This is a genomic window from Bartonella sp. AP4SXKL, from assembly GCF_042195845.1.
Lineage (GTDB): Bacteria > Pseudomonadota > Alphaproteobacteria > Rhizobiales > Rhizobiaceae > Bartonella.
In genome coordinates, this window is record NZ_JBHIPA010000012.1 from 20,692 (window position 1) to 39,185 (window position 18,494).

Below are 18,494 nucleotides of genomic sequence, written 5' to 3' on the forward strand. Positions count from 1 at the left end.
ACTGAATGGTTTCGCATGATTTGACTCTCTTGGCTCAGATCATATTCATTCTCTAAAGATTGTTTTCTCCAGTGTTTGGGTTAAGGGACGGAAAAATAAATTTTGTTTCAATTTTCTCTCTTTCTTGGCGCAAACACCTCTTTCCTGTGTTGCGCCAAGACGTTGGATTCAACGTGAAAACTTATGTCTGTTTAGCTGGCAAAAGCCATCGCTTTTGGGGCGGCAGTTTTGCGAGGACGAATATCTGTTTCTCTTTGTTGCGTAGAGGGTGTTGCTCCTTCATGCGTTACTATTGAAGGCTCCGGGCGTTGAGTAGACTGTGAGACGCTTTGTTGTTGATGCAAATTTTGCGCTCTGTCAGAAGATGCTTCATTGTGTTCTTGTTTTGTCTGCTGAGTTTTTGAAAGGCTCTCTCTTACTTGTGTTACAGCTGTTGCATAATTGTCAGCGGCGTCAATGAGGTGAGAAAGACCCGCTTCAGCATGTCTGCGTGCTTTATTTTTAAAGCCACAAAAGTTACGACCAGTGTATTTGTTAAAAGACTGAGGATTTCCGGCAAGTTGCTGTGCCAGCTGTTCTATTGTTTCAGGGTTTTGGAAAAGCATTTCCACCTGTGATTGCAAAATGTTTGTGTTGCCAAAAACAACTCCGCACCAATATTGGATTTGGGCATGGTGTCTTCTGACTTTTGAATGTTGGTGAATTTTGGTAGAAATTTCTGTCTCTGAAAGCGTTTCTTTTTCGCGTTGATCTGATTTTTGTAGAAGTTTAGTGACAGCTTCCTTCCCCATTAAGCGTTCATAGTTTTTGAGTTCTTGCTCTGGAGATTGTAAGAGGCTCTCTCTTGCCTGTTTTACGGCTTCTGTATAACAATCAACGGTGACACTGAGAGCGGAATAACTCTCTTCCGCTTGTCTACGCACTCGATTTTTAAAGCCCAACATGCTGGTGCCGGAAAGTTTAGCAAGACTTTCAGGATGGGCTGCCATGCGCCATGAGAGCTCCTCTCCTGCAGCGGGATTTCTTTGAATTTCCTGCATTTTTTCTTGCAAAATGTTTGGGTTACCATAGGCACTTGCGGATAAATGTTGGATTTCTTCTTGATAGGTTCGAACCAATGAATGGTGTGGAAGCAATAGAATGATCTCTTCCTCTGAGAGAACTCTTGTTGCCCTTTGTAATGCTGCTTGTGAAGGAATTGTTGCGTGTGTCGTTTCAGGTTTTCTCTGCCTTTTGGTAGAGCCGCCTCTTGTTAACGAAGCTGTTGGATTTGTTGATGCATATACAGTTTCTTCTCTTAAAAGAGATTGTCTTTCCTCATCTTCTTCCGGTATGGATGACAGTCTTTTGCTTTTTGAAGGCGTTTCTTTAAGAAGGGGGGCTGCTGCGCCTGAGACTTCTGCCGCTGCTTGTTCATAGAGCTTTATAAGTTCTTGTATTGAAGAGGATGGAAAAGGATGAGGGTGGGTTTTTTTCATGCATGTTTCCTTTCAAAAATTGTTTTAGAAAACCTCTTTGGTGCATTCTTGCCTTTTATGCTTGGATCGCTTTGAGATAAAAGAAATATCGAGCTGAATGAGCTTCCAAAGATCTGCGCTATTTGCAATCAGCTTAATGGACATTTGTGTCTTTTATACAGTTTTTTTGTGAAATATTATCAATAAGTTATCAATAGTCGGCATGAATTACAGGCGCCATTTTTAGGGCTATTTTTTGTAACATTCTAAAACAATTCTTGGCGCAATCGCGATAAAATGATTTGCGCCAAGAAACTCACTGAAAAAAAGATTACATGAAAAACAAAAACTATCTGTTTTTATGTTTATGCCCCCTTACATGGCATAAGCCATTCCTTTTTCTCCGTGTCTTTGTCGTTGAGGGCTGTGCTCTGGACTATTGTGTTCTTGTCCTCTTGTGTGATGATGACGATGATGATGATGGTGTCTCTCAACTTGCTGAGAATTTTCTTGATGGCGTCTTTGTTCCGCTAGAGGGGTTTGCGATAGTCTTGTTGCTGCGTCTTGTACAGCTTTCGTATAACCATCAACGGCATCAACGAGCGATCTAAAACCATCTTCAGCTGCTTTGCGTGTTTGATTTTTTAAGCCAAGTGTGGAGCGGCCAGCAAGTTTATGTATAGATTCAGGATTTTCAGCAAGTTGATTTGAAAGGTCTTTTCCTTTAGTGGGATCTGTAAGTATTCCTTGCAAGTGCTGCTGGAAAATCGTATCATCGCCATAAACAATTTTACTCCAGTGTATGACTTCTTCTGCATGTGCTTGGACGTGTGGATTTTTTAAAAGCATGACACTTATTTGATCAGCTGTGAGGGAAGATGGAGATCTTCCTCTTTGGTGCGGAGCAACCGTTGTATAGTCGGTTTCAGGATCTTCTGTCCTTTGATGTTTACCTCTTGAAGAAGGGGTAACGCTGCTAACTGATGCGTATAGAACATCAGTTTCATGTCTTGGAGAAGCAACCGTTGTATAGTCGGTTTCAGGATCTTCACTCCTTTGAGCATGATGTCTGTCTCTTGAAAGAGGGGAAGAGGTGCTAACTGATGCGTATAGAACTTCCTCTTCTGGGGTTGGACCGCGCTGGTTTCCTCTGGTTGGTTTATTAACTTTTGCATAGAGGGCTTCTGGATTTGCAGAAGGGCTTGGATGATGTTTTTTCATACATGTTTCCTTTCAATATTTTTAGAAAACCTCTTTGGTGCATTCCCCACTTTTAGTTTTGATAACTTTTATATAAGGAAGATATCCAACCGAATGACCTCCAAAGATTTTGCGCTATTCATATTGATATGTAATGAACATTTATGTCTTTTATACAGTTTTTTTATGAAATATTATCAATAAGTTATAATAAATTACAGAATCCATTTTTAGGACTATTTTTTGTAATATTTTAAAACAATTCTTGGTGCAATCACGATAAAATGATTTGCACCAAGAAACTCACTGAAAAAAATTACATGAAAAACAAAAACCTATCTGTTTTTATGTTTATGTCCACTTACATGGCAAAAGCCATTCCTTTTTCTCCATGTCTTTGTCGTTGTGGGCTGGGCTCTGGACTATTGTATTCTCGTCCTCTTGCGTGATGATGATGGTGGTGATGTCTGTGTTCTGGGTCTCTTTCTGGACTTTCGTGTCTTTGACTTCTTTCTCTTTCCTGCTCCCGTGTAAACTGTTTATGGAGCTTTTGTGTATTATGTATATGTCTCTCAAGAGCTGAGCAAAGGTGGGTAAACTCATCTTCAGCTTCTCTGCGGCTTGGAGATTTTACACCAAGTATTTTGTGACCTGCAAGCTTACCAGCGCTTTCAGGATTTTCTGCAAGCTCCAATAAGACTTTTTCTGCACCCTGAGGATCATCAAGGATCTTCGCAAGTGGTCCATTCAAAGCATGTTCGTTTTTATAAACAACTCTGCATCGCTCTTGGATTTCTCTTACACCATATTGAAAGTCTACGTTTGTTAAAAGCTTTGTTGTAACCACATCTTTTGGGGTTCTGGGAGGGGAGATTCTGCCTCCGCCAACGCCTTGATAGATGGGATTTTCTAGTTGTTCAGACTCTTGCCCGCCTTCAGCCCCCATGCCAACCGTTGTATAGACAGATTCGAGTGGTCTTTGGGGAGAGGGCTCACCACGTTCATCAAAGTTAAGCTCTGCATAGAGATGTTCTGGTTCATGGGGATGTCGTCCACCCTGTGCACCTCCACCAATTGTGTCATAGGGTGTTTGCCAACCTTGCGCTTCCAAGTCCGTTACTCTATAGGGGTCTACGAGTCTGTCGGCACGCCGCCCATCACTTGGTCTTCCACCAAGTCTGTCATAGGGATTTCCTAGTGGCTTTTGGGGAGCAAAGATCGTTTCTGCTGGTTGTTGAAGTGTATAGTGTTGTGGGTTGCGTTGTTCTTTGGGTGGTTTGTTAACCTTTGCGTAGAGGTCTCCTACATTAGAAGCTCCTAGATTTTGTTGTTCAAGTGGCTTTTGGGGAGCATAGATCGTTTCTGCTGGTTGTTGAAGTGTATAGTGTTGTGGGTTGCGTTGTTCTTTGGGTGGTTTGTTAACCTTTGCGTAGAGGTCTCCTACATTAGAAGCTCCTAGATTTTGTTGTTCAAGTGGCTTTTGGGGAGCATAGATCGTTTTTGGTGGTTGTTGAAGTGTATATTGTTGTGGGTGACTTTTTTTCATGGCTGTTTCCTTTCAATATTTTTAGAAAACCTCTTTGGCGCATTCCCCACTTTTTTGATATTTTTTAGGACAAAAGAAGAATATCAAACTGAATGGTCTCCAAAGACTTCGCGCTATTCATATTGATATGTAATGGACATTTATGTCTTTTATACAGTTTTTTTATGAAATATTATCAATAAGTTATAGGAGATTACAGGATTCATTTTTAGGACTATCTTTTGTAACATTTTAAAACAATTGGTGGGCGTAATGGAGATAAAATGATTGGTATAAAGAGTTCTGTTGGAAGGCAAAAGTTCACGCGTTTTTAGCCGGTAAGAGCCAGCGATGAGGAACGACTAACTTTCAAGCTGCGAGCTTGGCATTGTGCTTCTTGGGTGTTCTTTACAGTATTCGCAATTTCTTTTGCTTTGCTTTCCGATGTCCCAAGGAGGCAAGCTAGTCTGGTATAATCTTTTTCTTGTATGGCTTTACGATCTTCTGAGGATAGACGATTGTGTAGTTGTCGTGAAAAGGTATGGAGTTCTTGTCGCAGTGAACGAGAATGGAATAAAGCTTCCCTTTGTTGTTCTTCTGGTAAGGCAAAAAGGTTTTGTAAATTTTTTCCAGGTTTTTCGACAGTGTGGTTCAGGCGATTTTGTTCTCTTTGGTGTTGCTCTAGAATTGCATCTTTTGTTTGTTGTGTTATTGCGCCATAATTTTTAAGGGCTTGGCTGAGTTGTGGAACAGCCTGTTCGGCTTGTCTGCGATTTGAACTTTTCATGCCAAGTATTTTACTCCCAGCAAATTTAGAAATTGATTGAGGGTTTTGTAAAGTTTCATCGGCAAACTGATTTCCTAAGTTTGGAGCTGCCGTTATGATATCTAATGTTGTCTTTAAGGTGTGAGTTTTACCATAAACAGTCTTTGATAAATTTTCGATTTCTTTTCGGCTTCCTTCAACATAAGCGTCATTTGAAATCCTTTCAAATAACTCTTCATGGGTAAGAGGGGCTAAAGTTTCTTTTGGGATCAGTGTTTCTTTTAAGCTTTGAACGTTGGTTTTTTGAAAGCAGAGGCGGGCACCGTTTTGTAATGTTTTGACGAGTTCTGGGGTGAGATCATCTTTGTGTCCGACGACGAAAGCCCCTTCTATTTCCATGACAAAACCTTCTGCTGAAAAACCTCTAAAGACGCCTTCATAGGTTACATCTTCCTTTGCTGCAACAACAACACGATCGTTAATTTCATCCAGTCCAGCGTTTCTCATTTGGGAGACGAATTCTTTTAAAACAAGGGATTTTTGCGGATGGGTGATATCTTCAAAAAGATCTTTCATCGGTTGGGAATTGCCATATTGCATGGCTTCAATACAAGCTGTTGTCATGCGTCCTTTTGTGATGAAAGAAAAGTCAATGGTATGTCCTGCGGCTTGTCCAAGTTTTTCCATAAACATTCGATTGACGCGCCCATTGCCTTTTCTAAAAGGATGTGCGTGCTCTAGCACCATAAAAACATCAGCGGCACTTTCAGCAAATTCTTGGCGCGATAAACCTTTTAAATTGTTCTTTTCATTAAGTGTTTTTTCGAGTTGTGTGAGTTCTTTTTTAATCTGTGGACCGATAGCAAAAGGAACTTCATAACCTTTGGGACGCATCGCCGGCATATGGGCAGTGGTGCCGTCTTCAAATGTAAAGGATGTATCGCGGGTGTGGCCCGCCCATTCAAAAGTTTTGTAGAAGAGGCTCCAGTGGATTAGTTTTAGATAGGAAGCATCAAATTTTCGTGGGGGTGGTTCATGGCGAAAATTTACGGCTGCTTTAGTGACGTCATGGGTACTGCGTTGATACAGTTTTTTAGGGTCTTTGATGCCATATTTATTTTTGAGTGTTTTGGTTCCTTTATATAGATAATTTTGCTCTAACATGTAATCTCTCCTAAGTAGGTAGGGTGGTGGTTGATGAGCGTCTTAAACGCTGCATGTGAAAAATTCCCCTTCGCGTATTCTTTTGAGATTTTGGGTGTTATGAGAGGGAGTGCTTTTCCCTTCAGTGTATGGATGTTGTATCAATCGTTTTGTGATGCTTTTGAAAAGCTTTTCTGATGTTTCCTTTGTTTATTATCTTGTACTGTAAAATGCTGGTATTTAGGGCGCTGATATGAAGCCCATGAGTGGTCAGAAAATGGATTTTCTATAAATTGACTCTGGGTAAAATCTTCGTTTTTTGAGGTGTAAGGAAGAGGTCAAAAAGAAAAATGTTGCTTAAAATTGTTGTTTTTTCCTTTAACAAAGTTGTTTGCAAGAGCGCTTTGATGAGGGGCGTGGATATAGCGGGTGTAATCGCTCTTGGTTAGTGGATGGTGCTGGTACTTTTCATACACAGCTCTCAGATTGGTGAATCTATGGGCAAAAGCAGTCATCAAAAATTTTTCTCCATTATATTTTTTTTATTGCTCCATATGAATATCTTGCCATACGAACATCTTTTTTGTGTATTTTTGCAACAAAATGTTTTTTACTTTGTGTTGTTGCTCTTATTGTGTGCGCTGCTTTAAGATTTAAGACCCATAAGAGAATAAAAACTTTTCTTTGGTTGGGGAGAAAAGCCTTTTTCAGCGCTTTATCATTAAAATAGAACACTTTATGATATCGTAAAGGGGGAAAAGCTTGTATAAGAATGATTTATTCATTTTGGTGTATATCTTGGATGTTTTTTGGGGGGGAGGGAGAAAATCGATGTTTGTCGTGTGGGTGTTTTGAGAACTTCTTGTCTCAAAGGCAAATCTTTTGTTGATTATGTTCTTTAATGGAGGAACGCCCTTGACGTAAAACAGAATACCATTGGGGTGCTAATTCACGGGCTTGTTTTAAAGAGACATCTTTTAACACACCCATTTGGCGACGGTGCTCATAAATAGTACAACGTTAAAGCCCCCCATGAAGTGTATAAAATCTATTGAGCTTTCCCATTTTTACGCTTCATAAAGAAGCCAGTATCCTCACATACTTTGAGTGCCTAATGTTTCGGACAAGACCTTGGTCCTTAGAGACGGTTCATAAAAAGGTATGCCTTTCTTGTACAGTTTTACTCTACATGAGGCTCTCGCTTGTGACATGCAGGCGACAGAGTTTTGATTGATGCAACACGACATGGAACAGATTTAAGATGAGAGAATCTTACGCTATTTAGTCTCTTATTTAACAAAAAAATATAAATTATCATTTATAAATCAATTTATTATATAAATTATAGATGAAAAACTTTGTAGAAATGGGTTCCTTTTCCAAGTGGAGATATTAGTGTCGCTATTGGTTGGGTGTATGGGCGTTTTTATAAAGACTTTTTAAAGACCATGGGCGCTGATAAAGCTGATAAAACGATGCACAAAATATAAAACAGAAAATATAAAAAGAAAAATCATGGATTTTTTGAACCTGTTTTTCTTGTATGCGGGCGGTTATTTTTTGTCAATATCGCATCATGGAGGGTAGTTTTTCTTTTGTGGGGTAAAGTGGTTTTTTGTAGCTGCGGCTAACATTTCTTTCCTTCTGAAATAGATGGCGCAACCACATCGCGAAGGGGAGCCTTGCATCAGAATAATTTGTTCATCTTGACGCATTTCTCGAATAACTTCGTGGGGTAAAATGAGTGCTCTTTTTAAAATATTCATATAACCACGAAAATCGACTCCATCTAAGACAAATAAAATAGGCTTTTGTAGCTTTCGTTGGTAGTAATCATGACGTTTAAAAGGAATTAACAATTATCCTGTCCAATTGCTTTGGATATGGTGTATATGCTATGTGCAAAATTGGTGGTAGGGCGCTTAAGTAGTCTGTTTTTTGCATGTATGATAAGAATATTAAAATATCTCTTTCACATAGGTGTTTAAATCAAAAAAACAAAGTTTCATATTTTTAGTTGGCCATAGCAAGTGTATTTGAACGATTTTGTGTGCGTGTGTAGAATTGGCTATGAGTGTTCCTTGCTTTTTGAACAATGTCGGTAATTTCTCGTGCTTTCTGTTCTGATATACCAATACTTTGTGCAAGTGTTTCATAATCTTTATTTGTGATCGCACTACATTCGTTTGATGAGAGACGATGTTCTAAACTGTTTATAAAAGTACGGAGCTCTTGGTGTAATTGAGGAGATTGAGACAAGATTTCTCTTTGTTTTTCCGGTGATAAAGCAAAAATAATTTGCAAGTTTTGACTGGGATTCTCTACCGCTTTTCCAAGGCGTTCTTGTTTAATTTTATGGTCTCGAGTGACTATATTATAGGTAGCTTCTACAGTATACACATAATTCTCAATTGCAAGAGAGAGCACATCAAGATAATTTCGAGCGTGTACACGTGCCGGATTTTGTAGACCGCATATACTAAAACCTGCAAGAGGAGAAACAGAGTGCGGTGCCTGTTTAATCTGATTAGCAAACTGTCTGCCTAATTCTGGATTTTTAATAATCTCTTCTATCTGTTCGTTTAATACGTTTGCGTCACCATAAACAGCTTTTGCGTAAGCTCGGACTTGCTTTTGAGCTTTGAGAACGTAACTATCTAGCGCAACTGTTTTGGCACATTCACTTTTTGTGAGAGGCGCTAATGTTTCTTTTGGAATAAGCGTGTTTTCAAGCTCTTTGCTGTTGGGGGCGGTAAAGGTAATGATATCACCAGGTTTTAGTGTTTTTAATCGTTCTGGTGTGAGATCATCTTTGCTACCAATGATGTAAGTTCCTTGCATATCGAGTATAAAACCTTCTGAATAACAACCTTTATAAGTTCCTATATAGGTTTCTCCTGCCTTTGTTGCCATAACAAGGCGATCATCCACGTTGCGTCCCGTATTGTTTATGTGGTCCATAAATTCTTTTAAAAGACGTATTTTGGGGGGATTGGAGATATCCTCAAAAAGATCTTTCAACAGTTGTGTATTGCTATATTGCATTGCTTCGCTACAGGCAGCCATCATACGTTTTTGTGTGACAAGCGAAAAGTCAAGCTGATGTCCTGCAGCTTTGGCAAGATTTTCAAAAAAGACTTGTTCTGTGTGCTCATTGCCATCTATGAATGGGTGGATTTTGTGAAGAGAATAAAATAGACTCGTTGCTTCCTTGACAAATTCTTCGCGTGTTAAGCCTTGCAAATTGTCTTTTTCGGCAAGCGTTTGATCTAATTTTTGTAAGAGTTCAGGGATTTCTTCACCGGTTGCAAAATTATTGCCCCATTCCATTCTTTTCATTTCTGGCATGGCGGCAATGCTATCGTCTGTAAATGCGAAGGGGATATGGCGCAGATGTCCAGCCCATACAAAGGTATTTTTAAACAATTGTTGGTGGATATGGCATAGATAAGTTGAATTAAAATATTCTGGCAGGGGTTCTGCACGCAGATTGATCATGGCTTTTTGCCTATCATGTGAGCATTTTTCCAGAAAACGTTTTAAATCTGTTTCTCCATATCTATTTTTGAGAATTTGGGTACCAAGATAGATATAATTATGGGGTGAGGGAATTCCTTTTGTTTTTTCTTTTGCTTTGGGCATTGTTATATTCCTTATAATGTTACATTGTCTATGAGAGTGTGTTAAACTTTTTGTTTGAAAATCCCCCACGCATATTGTTTTGAGATGTTGAGACTTGGGTGAGGAAAAAATCCCTCAAATTCGTAGGTGTTTTTGAGTGTATCAATCTTTATCTTGGCACTTTTTTCTTTTACTGAGAGAGAATGGTTCATTTGGGTTGTTTTCATGCATATTGTCTTTTAATTTTTTTGTAGAAAAATTTCCCTATAAAAGCGGTGCCTTCAAAAGTTTCCTGATAGGATTCTCAAAGCATAGATATGATTGGTATTTATTATTTGGAGATGAGGAGAGTGCTTTATAAAGAAAATTGGCATTGGTAAGCACAGGCATAATACCATCATTTAAAGACTTTTCCCCATATTTTTCTTGTTGTATCAAGCGGGAATTCCTTCTTTATAGGCTTTTATGAGATAGAATCTCTGCTTTTATCCTTTGATGTTTTTGTTTTGATGCATGGCCTCCATTAGAGGGTGTTTTTTAGTTTTTCTTTTGTGGAGCAAAGCGGTTTTTTGCAGCTGCGGCTAACATTTCTTTTCTTCTGAAATAGATGGCGCGTCCACAACGTAAAGGGGGTTGTCCTTGCATAAGAATAATTTGTTCATCTTGACGCATTTCTTGAATAACCTCATGGGGTAAAATCAGGGCTCTTTGTTGGTAATTGACGTTGTATGAACTTTTTCCTAAAGATAAGCCTCTTGATTTGTTCGTTCCGGTTACTTCAACGGTCATTTGACCACAGCGTTCTGAAATGTCTTTGGCAGTTTGGAGATCTTTAATGGCAGCATAGCTGACAAAGGAACAACTTTCAAACCATGAACGTGCTCCTGCTTCTCCAAAGTGGTTGACCAACTGGCCAGAGGATTGATAGAAGAGCATCAAGGATGTACCGTATTTACGTCCACGGTCGCGGGCTTCTTCTAAAATATTCATATAGCCTAAAAGATCAACTTCATCTAAGACAAATAAAACACGCTTTTTATAGTTACCGTCTGCTGTAACCATGGCATTGAGAAAGGCGCCAATAATCACACGTCCAATAGCAGGATAACTGTTTAAAATGCTTGCGGGGAGATTGAGAAAAACATCTGTATTGCCATTGGTAATATCTGAGGAAAAAAAATCATCTCCGCAGACAAGATCTGCATAATTGGATAAAGAAAGCCATTGGGTGTCTTTTGAGGCGGTGGTATAAACCCCTGAAAAGGTTTGCTCTGCCATTTCTGTAAAAATACCAACCATTTCACGAATAAAAGGAGAAGGTGTTGTTTCTTGAATCATGCGTAATTGATTAACAACAGCTGTTTCTGATTGAGAGAGAATACCACGCAATGTTTTTAAATTGCGCTCGCTGTCTTCATATTCATCAGAAAATACAACATGAGCAAGAAGAGCTGTTAATAGATTATGGGCTTGTGTTGAGAAATATTCCGCTGAAGAATTGTCTGATTTTTTATCTGTAAGAAGCAACTTTGAAAAGCTTACAATATTTGCTTCGCGTTGTGTGCGTGGTACGCTGTCGTCTAAAAGCCAATCGATGACATTAAAGTTTTTTGTTAACAATGAGTTAGGGTCGAGAACAATGACATTTCTATTTCCCATTTTTTGACGCGCAAATTTGACCATTGGGGCAACTTCTGTTGAAGGATCAAGACAAATAATAGACCCTGGATAGGTTAAACACGTAGGAACTACTGTACTTGTTGTTTTATAGCCACCAGAACCAGCAAAAAAGATCATATGAGTTGAACCAAAATCAAGATTAAAGGTTAGCAAAGGGGCTGTTCCACCCTTACCCCATGTTGTTTTATTGCCAGGTGCAAAGGGAATGTTGCACACATTATCTTGATCGACACGGTATCTTTCACCCACAACAATTTGCCCATTGGCAGGAAAGATTTTTGCTGCCTCTCTTAAATTCATCCAAGCGGCCTCACCAAAAATACCTTTTTTTGCACGCTTGACCTTATTTTTAGGTGGAGAGGTTGTTATGAATTGAATGATGGAAAGAAAACCACCAATGATGATGCCAAAGACAACCATGGGGTCCATGAATTGAAGCGCATAGCTCCACGTTATTCCTTGTTGGCCAACATAGGGACTTAAACGTTTTATTTCACCACCAATATAGTAAAGAGCGGTTGTTCCAAAAAAAACAACGGAGACAAAAGTGATTATTTTACGTAAGTGCAGTTTTTGCGACAGACTATACAACAATGAAACAGCAGCCGTTAGTGCTAAGACTAATAAAGGCTCAGAACGAAGAGTCCAATAAATTTGATCGCTCTTTAGTCCATTTGTTATTAACAGTAAAAAATGAGGGACAAGGAATATCGTTAAAGCACCTAAAGCGATTGGTGTTAAAATAAGTACCATTTGTGTTTTGGTATATTTCATTGTATTTTACTCTCAATTCTATCAGAATATGTTGCGAAATGCTCTTTTTCAGGTACGTGATATTAACTCTCATCTCTTTTTGCAAAGGTGCAGATAACGCCAAACAGTTTTCGTTTATGAGCCTTTCTCATCAAGGAGGAAGGTTTTATCCATTCTTAGCAGGCCATAGCGAATGCTTTGGAATGGCGCATTGTGCATATTTGTGCTTGCTGATGTACTTCTTTGGTTTGCTTAATAATTTGTGTAATTTGTTTGGCTTTATTTTCTGATACACCAATGCTTTGAGCCAGTGTTTCATAATCATTATTTTGAACTGCTTTATGTTCATTTGGTGAAAGACGGGTGTTGATCTTTTTTACAAAGTTGCTGAGCTCTTTTTGACATAAAGAATTTTTTGCTAAAGCTTCTTGCTGTAATTCTTTTGGCAAGGCGAGGAGATCTTGCAAGCTTTGACTTGGCATTTCTATTGTTTTTGCAAGGCGACTTTGTTCTGTTGCATGTTCTTGCGTGATTTCCTTTTCAGCATATTTTACAGCATACGCGAAATTTGCAACGGCAGTACAGAGCATACCAATATGATTTTTAGCGTTTGCACGTGCCTGATTTTGTAGTCCACATAAACTGAAACCTGCAAGACGAGAAACAGAGCTCGGTGCCCTTTCAATCTTGTTGGCGAGCTGTTGGCCTAAGCTTGGATTTTTGATGATTTCTACCATCTGTTTGTCTAATGTTTTTGTATTACCATAAACAATTTTTGACAGTTTCTGGACCTGTTTTAGGCTTACGTGGACACAGGCATCTTCTGCAACCATTTGGGCCGTTTCATTTTTTGTCAAAGGGGCTAATTTCTCTTCTGGAATAAGAATGCTTTCAAGCTCTTTTGTTTTGGGAACGGTAAAGGTAAATTTATCACCGGGTTTTAATGTTTTGAGTTGTTCTGGTGTGAGATGTTCTTTATTGCCGATAATGTAAGCTCCTTTTACATTGCAGGCAAAGCTGTTAAGACCAGCACCTCTATAGGTGCCCGTGTAGGTTTCACCTTCCTTTGTGACCATAACAGGGCGATCATTCACACTACGCCCAAGTTCTTTCGTGTTGCTCATGAATTCCTTTAAAAGAGGTATTTTATTGGGATTAGAGATATCGTCAAACAGATGTTGCATTGGTTCTAGACTGTCATTTTGTATTGCTGCAACACTAGCAACCAACATGCGTTCTTTTGTAACCAGTGAAAAATCAAGCTGATGCCCTGCGGCTTTGGCAAGATTTTCAAAAAAGATCCGTTGTGTACGTCCGTTGCCTTCTCTAAAGGGGTGTGTATAGTTGAGAGAGGCAAATATTTTGGCTGCTTCATAAGCAAATTCTTTGCATGATAAATCCTGCAAATTATTTTTTTCGGCAAGCGTTTGATCTAATTTTTGTAAACCTTCTTGTAATTCGCTACCGACTGCAAAATTTGTTATTTTTTTCATTACTGGAGCGACGGCAGTAGTACCATCTTCAAATGTAAAGGGAACATTGCGGGTTTGTCCAGCCCATTCAAAGGTATTTTCAAATAGACATTGATGAATAAGGCATAGATAGGAGCTATCAAACTTTTCTGGTAAGGGGGCTTCACGCAGATTAACCATCGCTTTTGCTGAATCATGCGCACATCTTGCCGTAAAAGCGTCAAGGTTTGTTATTCCATATTTATTTTTTAATGTTTTGCTTTTAGGATACATATAATGTTCAGGGGAAGGCACTGTGGATGTCACATCTGTTTTTTTTAATTTTTCTTTTGGCATTGTAGCTTCCTTATAATGTCGTGTTGTCCATAAGAGTATTAAATTCCTCGAGTGAAATATTCCCCTTTGCGTATTCTTCTAAAATTTTCAACGTTTTGGAATGAAGCGCTATTCCCTCTATTGCATGGGTGCTGATGGCTGCTTCAACGGCTTCACGGCGTTTTTTCAATTCTTCTTCTGTCATCGATAAAAGATTTTCTCTGTTTTCTGTTTCTTTGGTTTTCACGCATTTTTCCTTTTATTTGCAATCGTTTCTTTAAAAGAGCCTTTGGCAGCCGGTGTGATCTTCCTTTAGTCCCCTCCAAAGATGTTTCGTTGTTTGAAGGGATCGTAATAAATTTCTGTGACTTTAAATTTTCCTTCAATCCGTTTGCATTGGATGATGATATCAATCATTGAAATCAACAGTCCTCGAATATCATCACGCTCTAAATCACCACCGCCTTCACTTTCTTTGACCAAAAGGGTCATCTGCTCAAAGGCTGCAAGGGCTGTTGAGGCATGAACCGTTGTAATGGAGCCTGGATGACCTGAATTGACATTGCGGATATAATAAAAGGCTGTACCATCTCGAAGTTCTTGCAAAAGAATACGATCAGGACGCATCCGTAAAGATGATTCAAGCAACTCTTTGGGGCCAACGGAGGCTAAGCCTTGTCCATCTTTTGAATAGAACATTGAGACATGGTTAGGGTGTGGTATCACCAATTCTTGTGTATCTTCGATGGTGATAATACGCTCTTCTTGAGGGATTTTTGCGATTAATGCTTTTGATAATGTTGTTTTACCCGAACCGGTTTTTCCCGCAATTAAAATATTTTTCTGGCATTCTACAGCTTGATTTAAAAAGGAGACAAAGTCTTTATTACAGTAGGCATGAGCTAAGTTATGCTCGATGATTTTGAGTTCGTTAAAACGAGAATGATAGTCATGCAAGGGCGTGAAAGATACCCGTTCACATAGCGAGAAGAGGCCCTTATTTGCGAGCTCTTCGAGAGAAAAACTCTGCGATGACGGTTTACGAATTGTCATACTAATCGTGTCTTTTTCGACAGCGGGCGGAATGACAATTTGAATACGCTCATTGCCTGGTAGCGTTGCAGATAATATTGGGTTTTTGTCCGATATGTTTTGCTTGGAATAGGATGCGACAACTTTCGCAATCCCCATAAGCTCATTAAAAGAGAGCCCCGGTGCTTCTATTGTTTTCCATCCATCAAATCCTTCAGTCATGACTTGATAGGGACGATTGATAACAATTTCAAAGAGTCTATCATCTTTCAAAAAAGCACTGATGGGTTCAAGTTTTGTGAGAACAATCGCAACGGTTTCATCGCTCATGGTATGTAAGTTTGAGTTCATTCTAAAGTTACCGCAGAATTTTTGTAAAAGTTTCTTGAAACAGCTCGATTGATAATCTGTTTTTTGTTTTCGATGACTTTCAATTTATAAACGCTGGAAAAATCTAAATCGCGGGCAACAAAGATATTCACCATTTCCCCTTGGTTTTTGGATAATGTTGGAGGAATATTGGCGTAATTTTCTACGAGAATGTTTGCGATGTTTTGTCCTGAAGAGATTGTTTCAGTTTCTTCTTTTTCCTGTTTTTTTGATAAACGTTTATTGGCATAGTGTGTTGCATCTTTTATTAGTGAGACAAGAAGCGCAGACCCAATCCTCTCGAGCCAATGGTTATCAATATCTCCATCCATACCAGAACGCCCTAAAGCATCCGTTGCCGGTGAAGCTAAAGATATAATGATACCATTGGGGGTTTTTGCTCTATTCCATAGTACAAAGAGACGTGTTTGGCCTTTTTTCAATCCGGCGCGATATTCACCAACAATTTGGGTGCCTTTATCAAGAAGCACAACACGACCATTGTCTGATAAGATATCTCTGGAGATGATACAACTGGCAAAACCTTGTTGATCACTGTTGATGGCTGTTTCTAAAATACAAGGAATAGAAGTTCCCATCGCGATGATGTAGTTTCGATTGCCAAGGGTTGAAGCACGAATACCTTCAAGCACTGTGGGTTTGAGAAGATGATTAAAACGTTGTGTCGTTTCATCAGGTTTGCTTTCAAGTTGGTGAGGCAAAGCACCATTATTTGTTTGTGAATCTATTTTGCCTTGTTGTGTACTTGCATAAGCTAATACAGGAGCACGTTGTGCTGCTTCCAGCAGTGAGTTATCAGAATTTAATTGATTGATGTTTGGTGTTGGTAGCTCGACTTTTGGTAATAGAGCGTTATTTCGTTGAGGCTGTTCAAAGGAGGGAGGGGTAGGCTTTGCAGGACGAAAAAGCTCTGTTTGTTTTATAACTTTTCCTTCTTTTGAAGATTCAATTGGTTGCTTTTTGTCTGTAACAAGTGTTGAATAGGCTAAATAAAGACAGACACTGAAAAGAATAATAAGAGCAATAGCTTTCCCCGCATTGTTCTGTTGACTTTTCCCTTGAGCATTTTTTATTGTATCGCGATCATTAATGCTTTTTTCATCCACGGTGTTATTCATGGCTGCTTCCTAGGTTCACTTTACGTTGTACAGATGGTGATGTCGTACCTGTTTCAGGATTAATTCCTTTTGGTACGAACCTTTTGTTAAAGATGCACAATACTTCATTCCCACGTCGTAGCGTGAATTGTGCAGCTGTTGCATGAACAATAACCTTGTTGCCTTTAATCGATTTGGGAATAAGCGCTTCTTGCCCATCAGGCGATACAATGTAAATGGCAGGGATTTCAATGTTGCCTAAAAAGGTAAAGGTTGTTGTTTTCCCATTATCATAGACAGAAGCAGGTTCAATAAGAGATGAGCCTTGAGCTTCATAAGCCCAATTGCGTGGTCCAAAATCTTCATGGATATTTAAAATATCATTGACAAAGTTTTCTTCACGTTGTTTTTCTTTTTCTGCTTCGGCTAATTTCTTACGTAAGGCTTCATCTTCTGGATAACGAAACTTTACCAAGAAATACGTCTCATTGCCGGCTGAAACATCGCCTTCACGGACTTGTAGCTCGAATTGATAAGAGCGTTGTGTTCCATCTTGGCGGCTTGTGACAATTTGTAAATTTGTCACAGGCTGAACTTCACGTGGTTTGAGAAAAACAAAGTGTCCAGCCGGTGCAACTTGCCAAGCAACCGAATTTCCAATTCCTACATAGGTTACTTCTTCATCAACGGCAAATTCTAGTTGAACCGAAGAGCGAATGGAGCCAATGATTTGTACGACGTTGTAGGGGTCATAATTGACAAATCTGATGCGGTTATCTTTACGTGCACTGACAGGCGCTGTTTCCGCAAGTGAGAGAGCTGTGTGAAAGCTGACAGTGATCGTAAAAATTAAAGAGATTGTTTGTAAAAGTCTGATCATTTTATCACCTCTGGATCAGATCTATATTCCGATACTTGAAAACCAAGAGGGTTGATAAGACGATCAGACGTTGAAATGTGTGCGTTCACGTAGGAAAAATTTAAGATTGAAATCCAATGGGAAATATTTTCTTTTTCATTCAAGTCTCTGATCGTTTTATAGTAACGAACTTGGATAAGATCTTTACTTATAAAAGAGATTGATTTGATTGTGATCGTAGCAATCATGTTATGATAAATATTTTGCGGACTTTCTGGATTATTGCCCGCGTACCATTTTGCAAAACGGTTTTGTTCTTTTGGAGAAGATAAAAGAGAGACTAAGCGAAAATTGTTTTCTGCTTCTGATGCTTGAAAACCTTCACGAGCGCGAACATATTGGCTGGCAAAATAACGCGTTATCGCTTCATCATAGTCGTTAGGGGATTCTTTTAGGGCGCTTACAGTATCAATAATGCCTGTTGAGTTATCAACGCGGATAACAAAAGGCTCTACCGTTTTCAAAGGTGTCAAAGCTGCGACAGCTAAAGCCAGCGCAATTGTCATCAATCCAAAAAGCACTGTTAAAGCCATGGAGATTTTCATCCGCACGCGCATGCTATGCATGCGATCAATGTCAAATGAGCGCGCTTCTTTTATATATTCTTCAAGGGCATCACTTTTCACGCATAACCTCCACAGTTTTATCAGATCGTGCTTCATGAATAACCGGCTTTAATAAAGCTGAATTGGCTATTACTTTTTCACTTTCCAAAGTATTGAGAATGATGGGAGTGGTAACAGGCTTTACACTCTTTTCTGGGTAGACAATGTTTTTATTGTCCCAATTCCACTTATCTTTATTTAAAGCGCGTGTATGTTTGCCATTACAGCGTGGTGGTTTTTTAGGGCCACTCAAAGAGGCACAACCAGTAAGAGCGATTGTTAGGACCATAACAAAAGTTATTTTTCGTTTCATTTTTTGAACTCACAAATATCTTGGAATACAATGCATGAGAGCCTTTGTTCTGAACATTTTTACAAGTTTATGTGATGCAAGGTTTTGATTGGTTTTATTGTTAGACCCAAGATGTTAGATTTTATCTGGAACAGGATCATGGCGTGTACGCCAAAGGGCGCACACAAGGCAAAAACAAAAATGCTTATTCTTTTAAAGAGGTGCTT

General features: G+C 39.1%; 13 protein-coding genes and 2 pseudogenes. All 15 read right to left on the bottom strand.

The genetic code is table 11. The features are described 5' to 3' along the window. Window positions 1-191: 191 nt before the first annotated feature. The 15 genes and pseudogenes from ACFIMI_RS07100 to ACFIMI_RS07170 all read right to left on the bottom strand — a co-directional run bounded on the left by ACFIMI_RS07100 (window position 192) and on the right by ACFIMI_RS07170 (window position 18,288). Window positions 192-1,478, bottom strand: coding sequence for a BID domain-containing T4SS effector (locus ACFIMI_RS07100; RefSeq protein WP_375681942.1), 1,287 nt, complete (start codon window positions 1,476-1,478; stop codon window positions 192-194). Between the two features lie 354 nt (window positions 1,479-1,832). Beyond that, window positions 1,833-2,678, bottom strand: a complete 846-nt coding sequence (locus ACFIMI_RS07105; RefSeq protein ID WP_375681943.1) for a BID domain-containing T4SS effector — start codon at window positions 2,676-2,678, stop codon at window positions 1,833-1,835. A 340-nt stretch (window positions 2,679-3,018) separates the two neighbouring features. Then, a complete protein-coding gene (locus tag ACFIMI_RS07110; protein WP_375689125.1) occupies window positions 3,019-4,203 on the bottom strand; it encodes a BID domain-containing T4SS effector in 1,185 nt (394 codons plus the stop codon). A gap of 310 nt (window positions 4,204-4,513) precedes the next feature. Further along, window positions 4,514-6,112 (bottom strand): BID domain-containing T4SS effector, encoded by a 1,599-nt coding sequence (locus ACFIMI_RS07115; RefSeq protein WP_375692388.1) that lies wholly within the window; start codon window positions 6,110-6,112, stop codon window positions 4,514-4,516. An 858-nt stretch (window positions 6,113-6,970) separates the two neighbouring features. Next, window positions 6,971-7,090: pseudogene (locus ACFIMI_RS07120) on the bottom strand (integrase); the annotation flags it as partial. Window positions 7,091-7,665: 575 nt separating this feature from the next. After that, window positions 7,666-7,857 (bottom strand): annotated as a pseudogene (locus tag ACFIMI_RS07125) (type IV secretory system conjugative DNA transfer family protein); the annotation flags it as partial. A 247-nt stretch (window positions 7,858-8,104) separates the two neighbouring features. Beyond that, the gene (locus tag ACFIMI_RS07130; protein ID WP_375692389.1) at window positions 8,105-9,733 is read right to left on the bottom strand and encodes a BID domain-containing T4SS effector; all 1,629 of its coding nucleotides are present in this window, start codon (window positions 9,731-9,733) and stop codon (window positions 8,105-8,107) included. A 516-nt stretch (window positions 9,734-10,249) separates the two neighbouring features. Then, window positions 10,250-12,166 carry a Ti-type conjugative transfer system protein TraG gene (traG, locus tag ACFIMI_RS07135; RefSeq protein ID WP_375692390.1) on the bottom strand — a complete coding sequence of 639 codons (1,917 nt, stop codon included), beginning with the start codon at window positions 12,164-12,166 and terminating at the stop codon, window positions 10,250-10,252. A 155-nt stretch (window positions 12,167-12,321) separates the two neighbouring features. Further along, window positions 12,322-13,953: a BID domain-containing T4SS effector gene (locus ACFIMI_RS07140; RefSeq protein ID WP_375613572.1), complete on the bottom strand. Its 1,632-nt coding sequence runs from the start codon at window positions 13,951-13,953 to the stop codon at window positions 12,322-12,324. 10 nt (window positions 13,954-13,963) lie between these two features. Further along, window positions 13,964-14,137, bottom strand: coding sequence for an antitoxin VbhA family protein (locus ACFIMI_RS07145; RefSeq protein WP_275065231.1), 174 nt, complete (start codon window positions 14,135-14,137; stop codon window positions 13,964-13,966). A gap of 107 nt (window positions 14,138-14,244) precedes the next feature. After that, complete coding sequence (virB11, locus tag ACFIMI_RS07150; RefSeq protein WP_375613571.1) at window positions 14,245-15,315, bottom strand: P-type DNA transfer ATPase VirB11; 1,071 nt, start codon at window positions 15,313-15,315, stop codon at window positions 14,245-14,247. After that, the gene (virB10, locus tag ACFIMI_RS07155; RefSeq protein ID WP_375692391.1) at window positions 15,312-16,472 is read right to left on the bottom strand and encodes a type IV secretion system protein VirB10; all 1,161 of its coding nucleotides are present in this window, start codon (window positions 16,470-16,472) and stop codon (window positions 15,312-15,314) included. The genes virB11 and virB10 overlap by 4 nt, the downstream gene beginning before the upstream one ends. Beyond that, a complete protein-coding gene (virB9, locus tag ACFIMI_RS07160) occupies window positions 16,465-17,331 on the bottom strand; it encodes a P-type conjugative transfer protein VirB9 (protein ID WP_375612192.1) in 867 nt (288 codons plus the stop codon). Before virB9 ends, virB10 begins: the two co-directional genes overlap by 8 nt. Continuing rightward, entirely contained in the window at window positions 17,328-18,032 is a 705-nt protein-coding gene (locus tag ACFIMI_RS07165; RefSeq protein ID WP_375610599.1) for a virB8 family protein, read from the bottom strand. Before ACFIMI_RS07165 ends, virB9 begins: the two co-directional genes overlap by 4 nt. Then, on the bottom strand, window positions 17,986-18,288 hold the full coding sequence (locus ACFIMI_RS07170) for a type IV secretion system protein VirB7 (RefSeq protein WP_375618278.1): 303 nt from the start codon (window positions 18,286-18,288) through the stop codon (window positions 17,986-17,988). Before ACFIMI_RS07170 ends, ACFIMI_RS07165 begins: the two co-directional genes overlap by 47 nt. Window positions 18,289-18,494: the final 206 nt, after the last annotated feature.

Bases quoted from the DNA above. Each gene is read 5' to 3' on its own strand.
- traG (WP_375692390.1), bottom strand. From the start codon at position 12,166: ATGAAATATACCAAAACACAAATGGTACTTATTTTAACACCAATCGCT.
- virB11 (WP_375613571.1), bottom strand. From the start codon at position 15,315: ATGAACTCAAACTTACATACCATGAGCGATGAAACCGTTGCGATTGTT.
- ACFIMI_RS07130 (WP_375692389.1), bottom strand. From the start codon at position 9,733: ATGCCCAAAGCAAAAGAAAAAACAAAAGGAATTCCCTCACCCCATAAT.
- ACFIMI_RS07140 (WP_375613572.1), bottom strand. From the start codon at position 13,953: ATGCCAAAAGAAAAATTAAAAAAAACAGATGTGACATCCACAGTGCCT.
- ACFIMI_RS07100 (WP_375681942.1), bottom strand. From the start codon at position 1,478: ATGAAAAAAACCCACCCTCATCCTTTTCCATCCTCTTCAATACAAGAA.
- virB9 (WP_375612192.1), bottom strand. From the start codon at position 17,331: ATGATCAGACTTTTACAAACAATCTCTTTAATTTTTACGATCACTGTC.
- ACFIMI_RS07170 (WP_375618278.1), bottom strand. From the start codon at position 18,288: ATGAAACGAAAAATAACTTTTGTTATGGTCCTAACAATCGCTCTTACT.
- ACFIMI_RS07115 (WP_375692388.1), bottom strand. From the start codon at position 6,112: ATGTTAGAGCAAAATTATCTATATAAAGGAACCAAAACACTCAAAAAT.
- ACFIMI_RS07110 (WP_375689125.1), bottom strand. From the start codon at position 4,203: ATGAAAAAAAGTCACCCACAACAATATACACTTCAACAACCACCAAAA.
- ACFIMI_RS07145 (WP_275065231.1), bottom strand. From the start codon at position 14,137: ATGACAGAAGAAGAATTGAAAAAACGCCGTGAAGCCGTTGAAGCAGCC.
- virB10 (WP_375692391.1), bottom strand. From the start codon at position 16,472: ATGAATAACACCGTGGATGAAAAAAGCATTAATGATCGCGATACAATA.
- ACFIMI_RS07165 (WP_375610599.1), bottom strand. From the start codon at position 18,032: ATGAAGCACGATCTGATAAAACTGTGGAGGTTATGCGTGAAAAGTGAT.
- ACFIMI_RS07105 (WP_375681943.1), bottom strand. From the start codon at position 2,678: ATGAAAAAACATCATCCAAGCCCTTCTGCAAATCCAGAAGCCCTCTAT.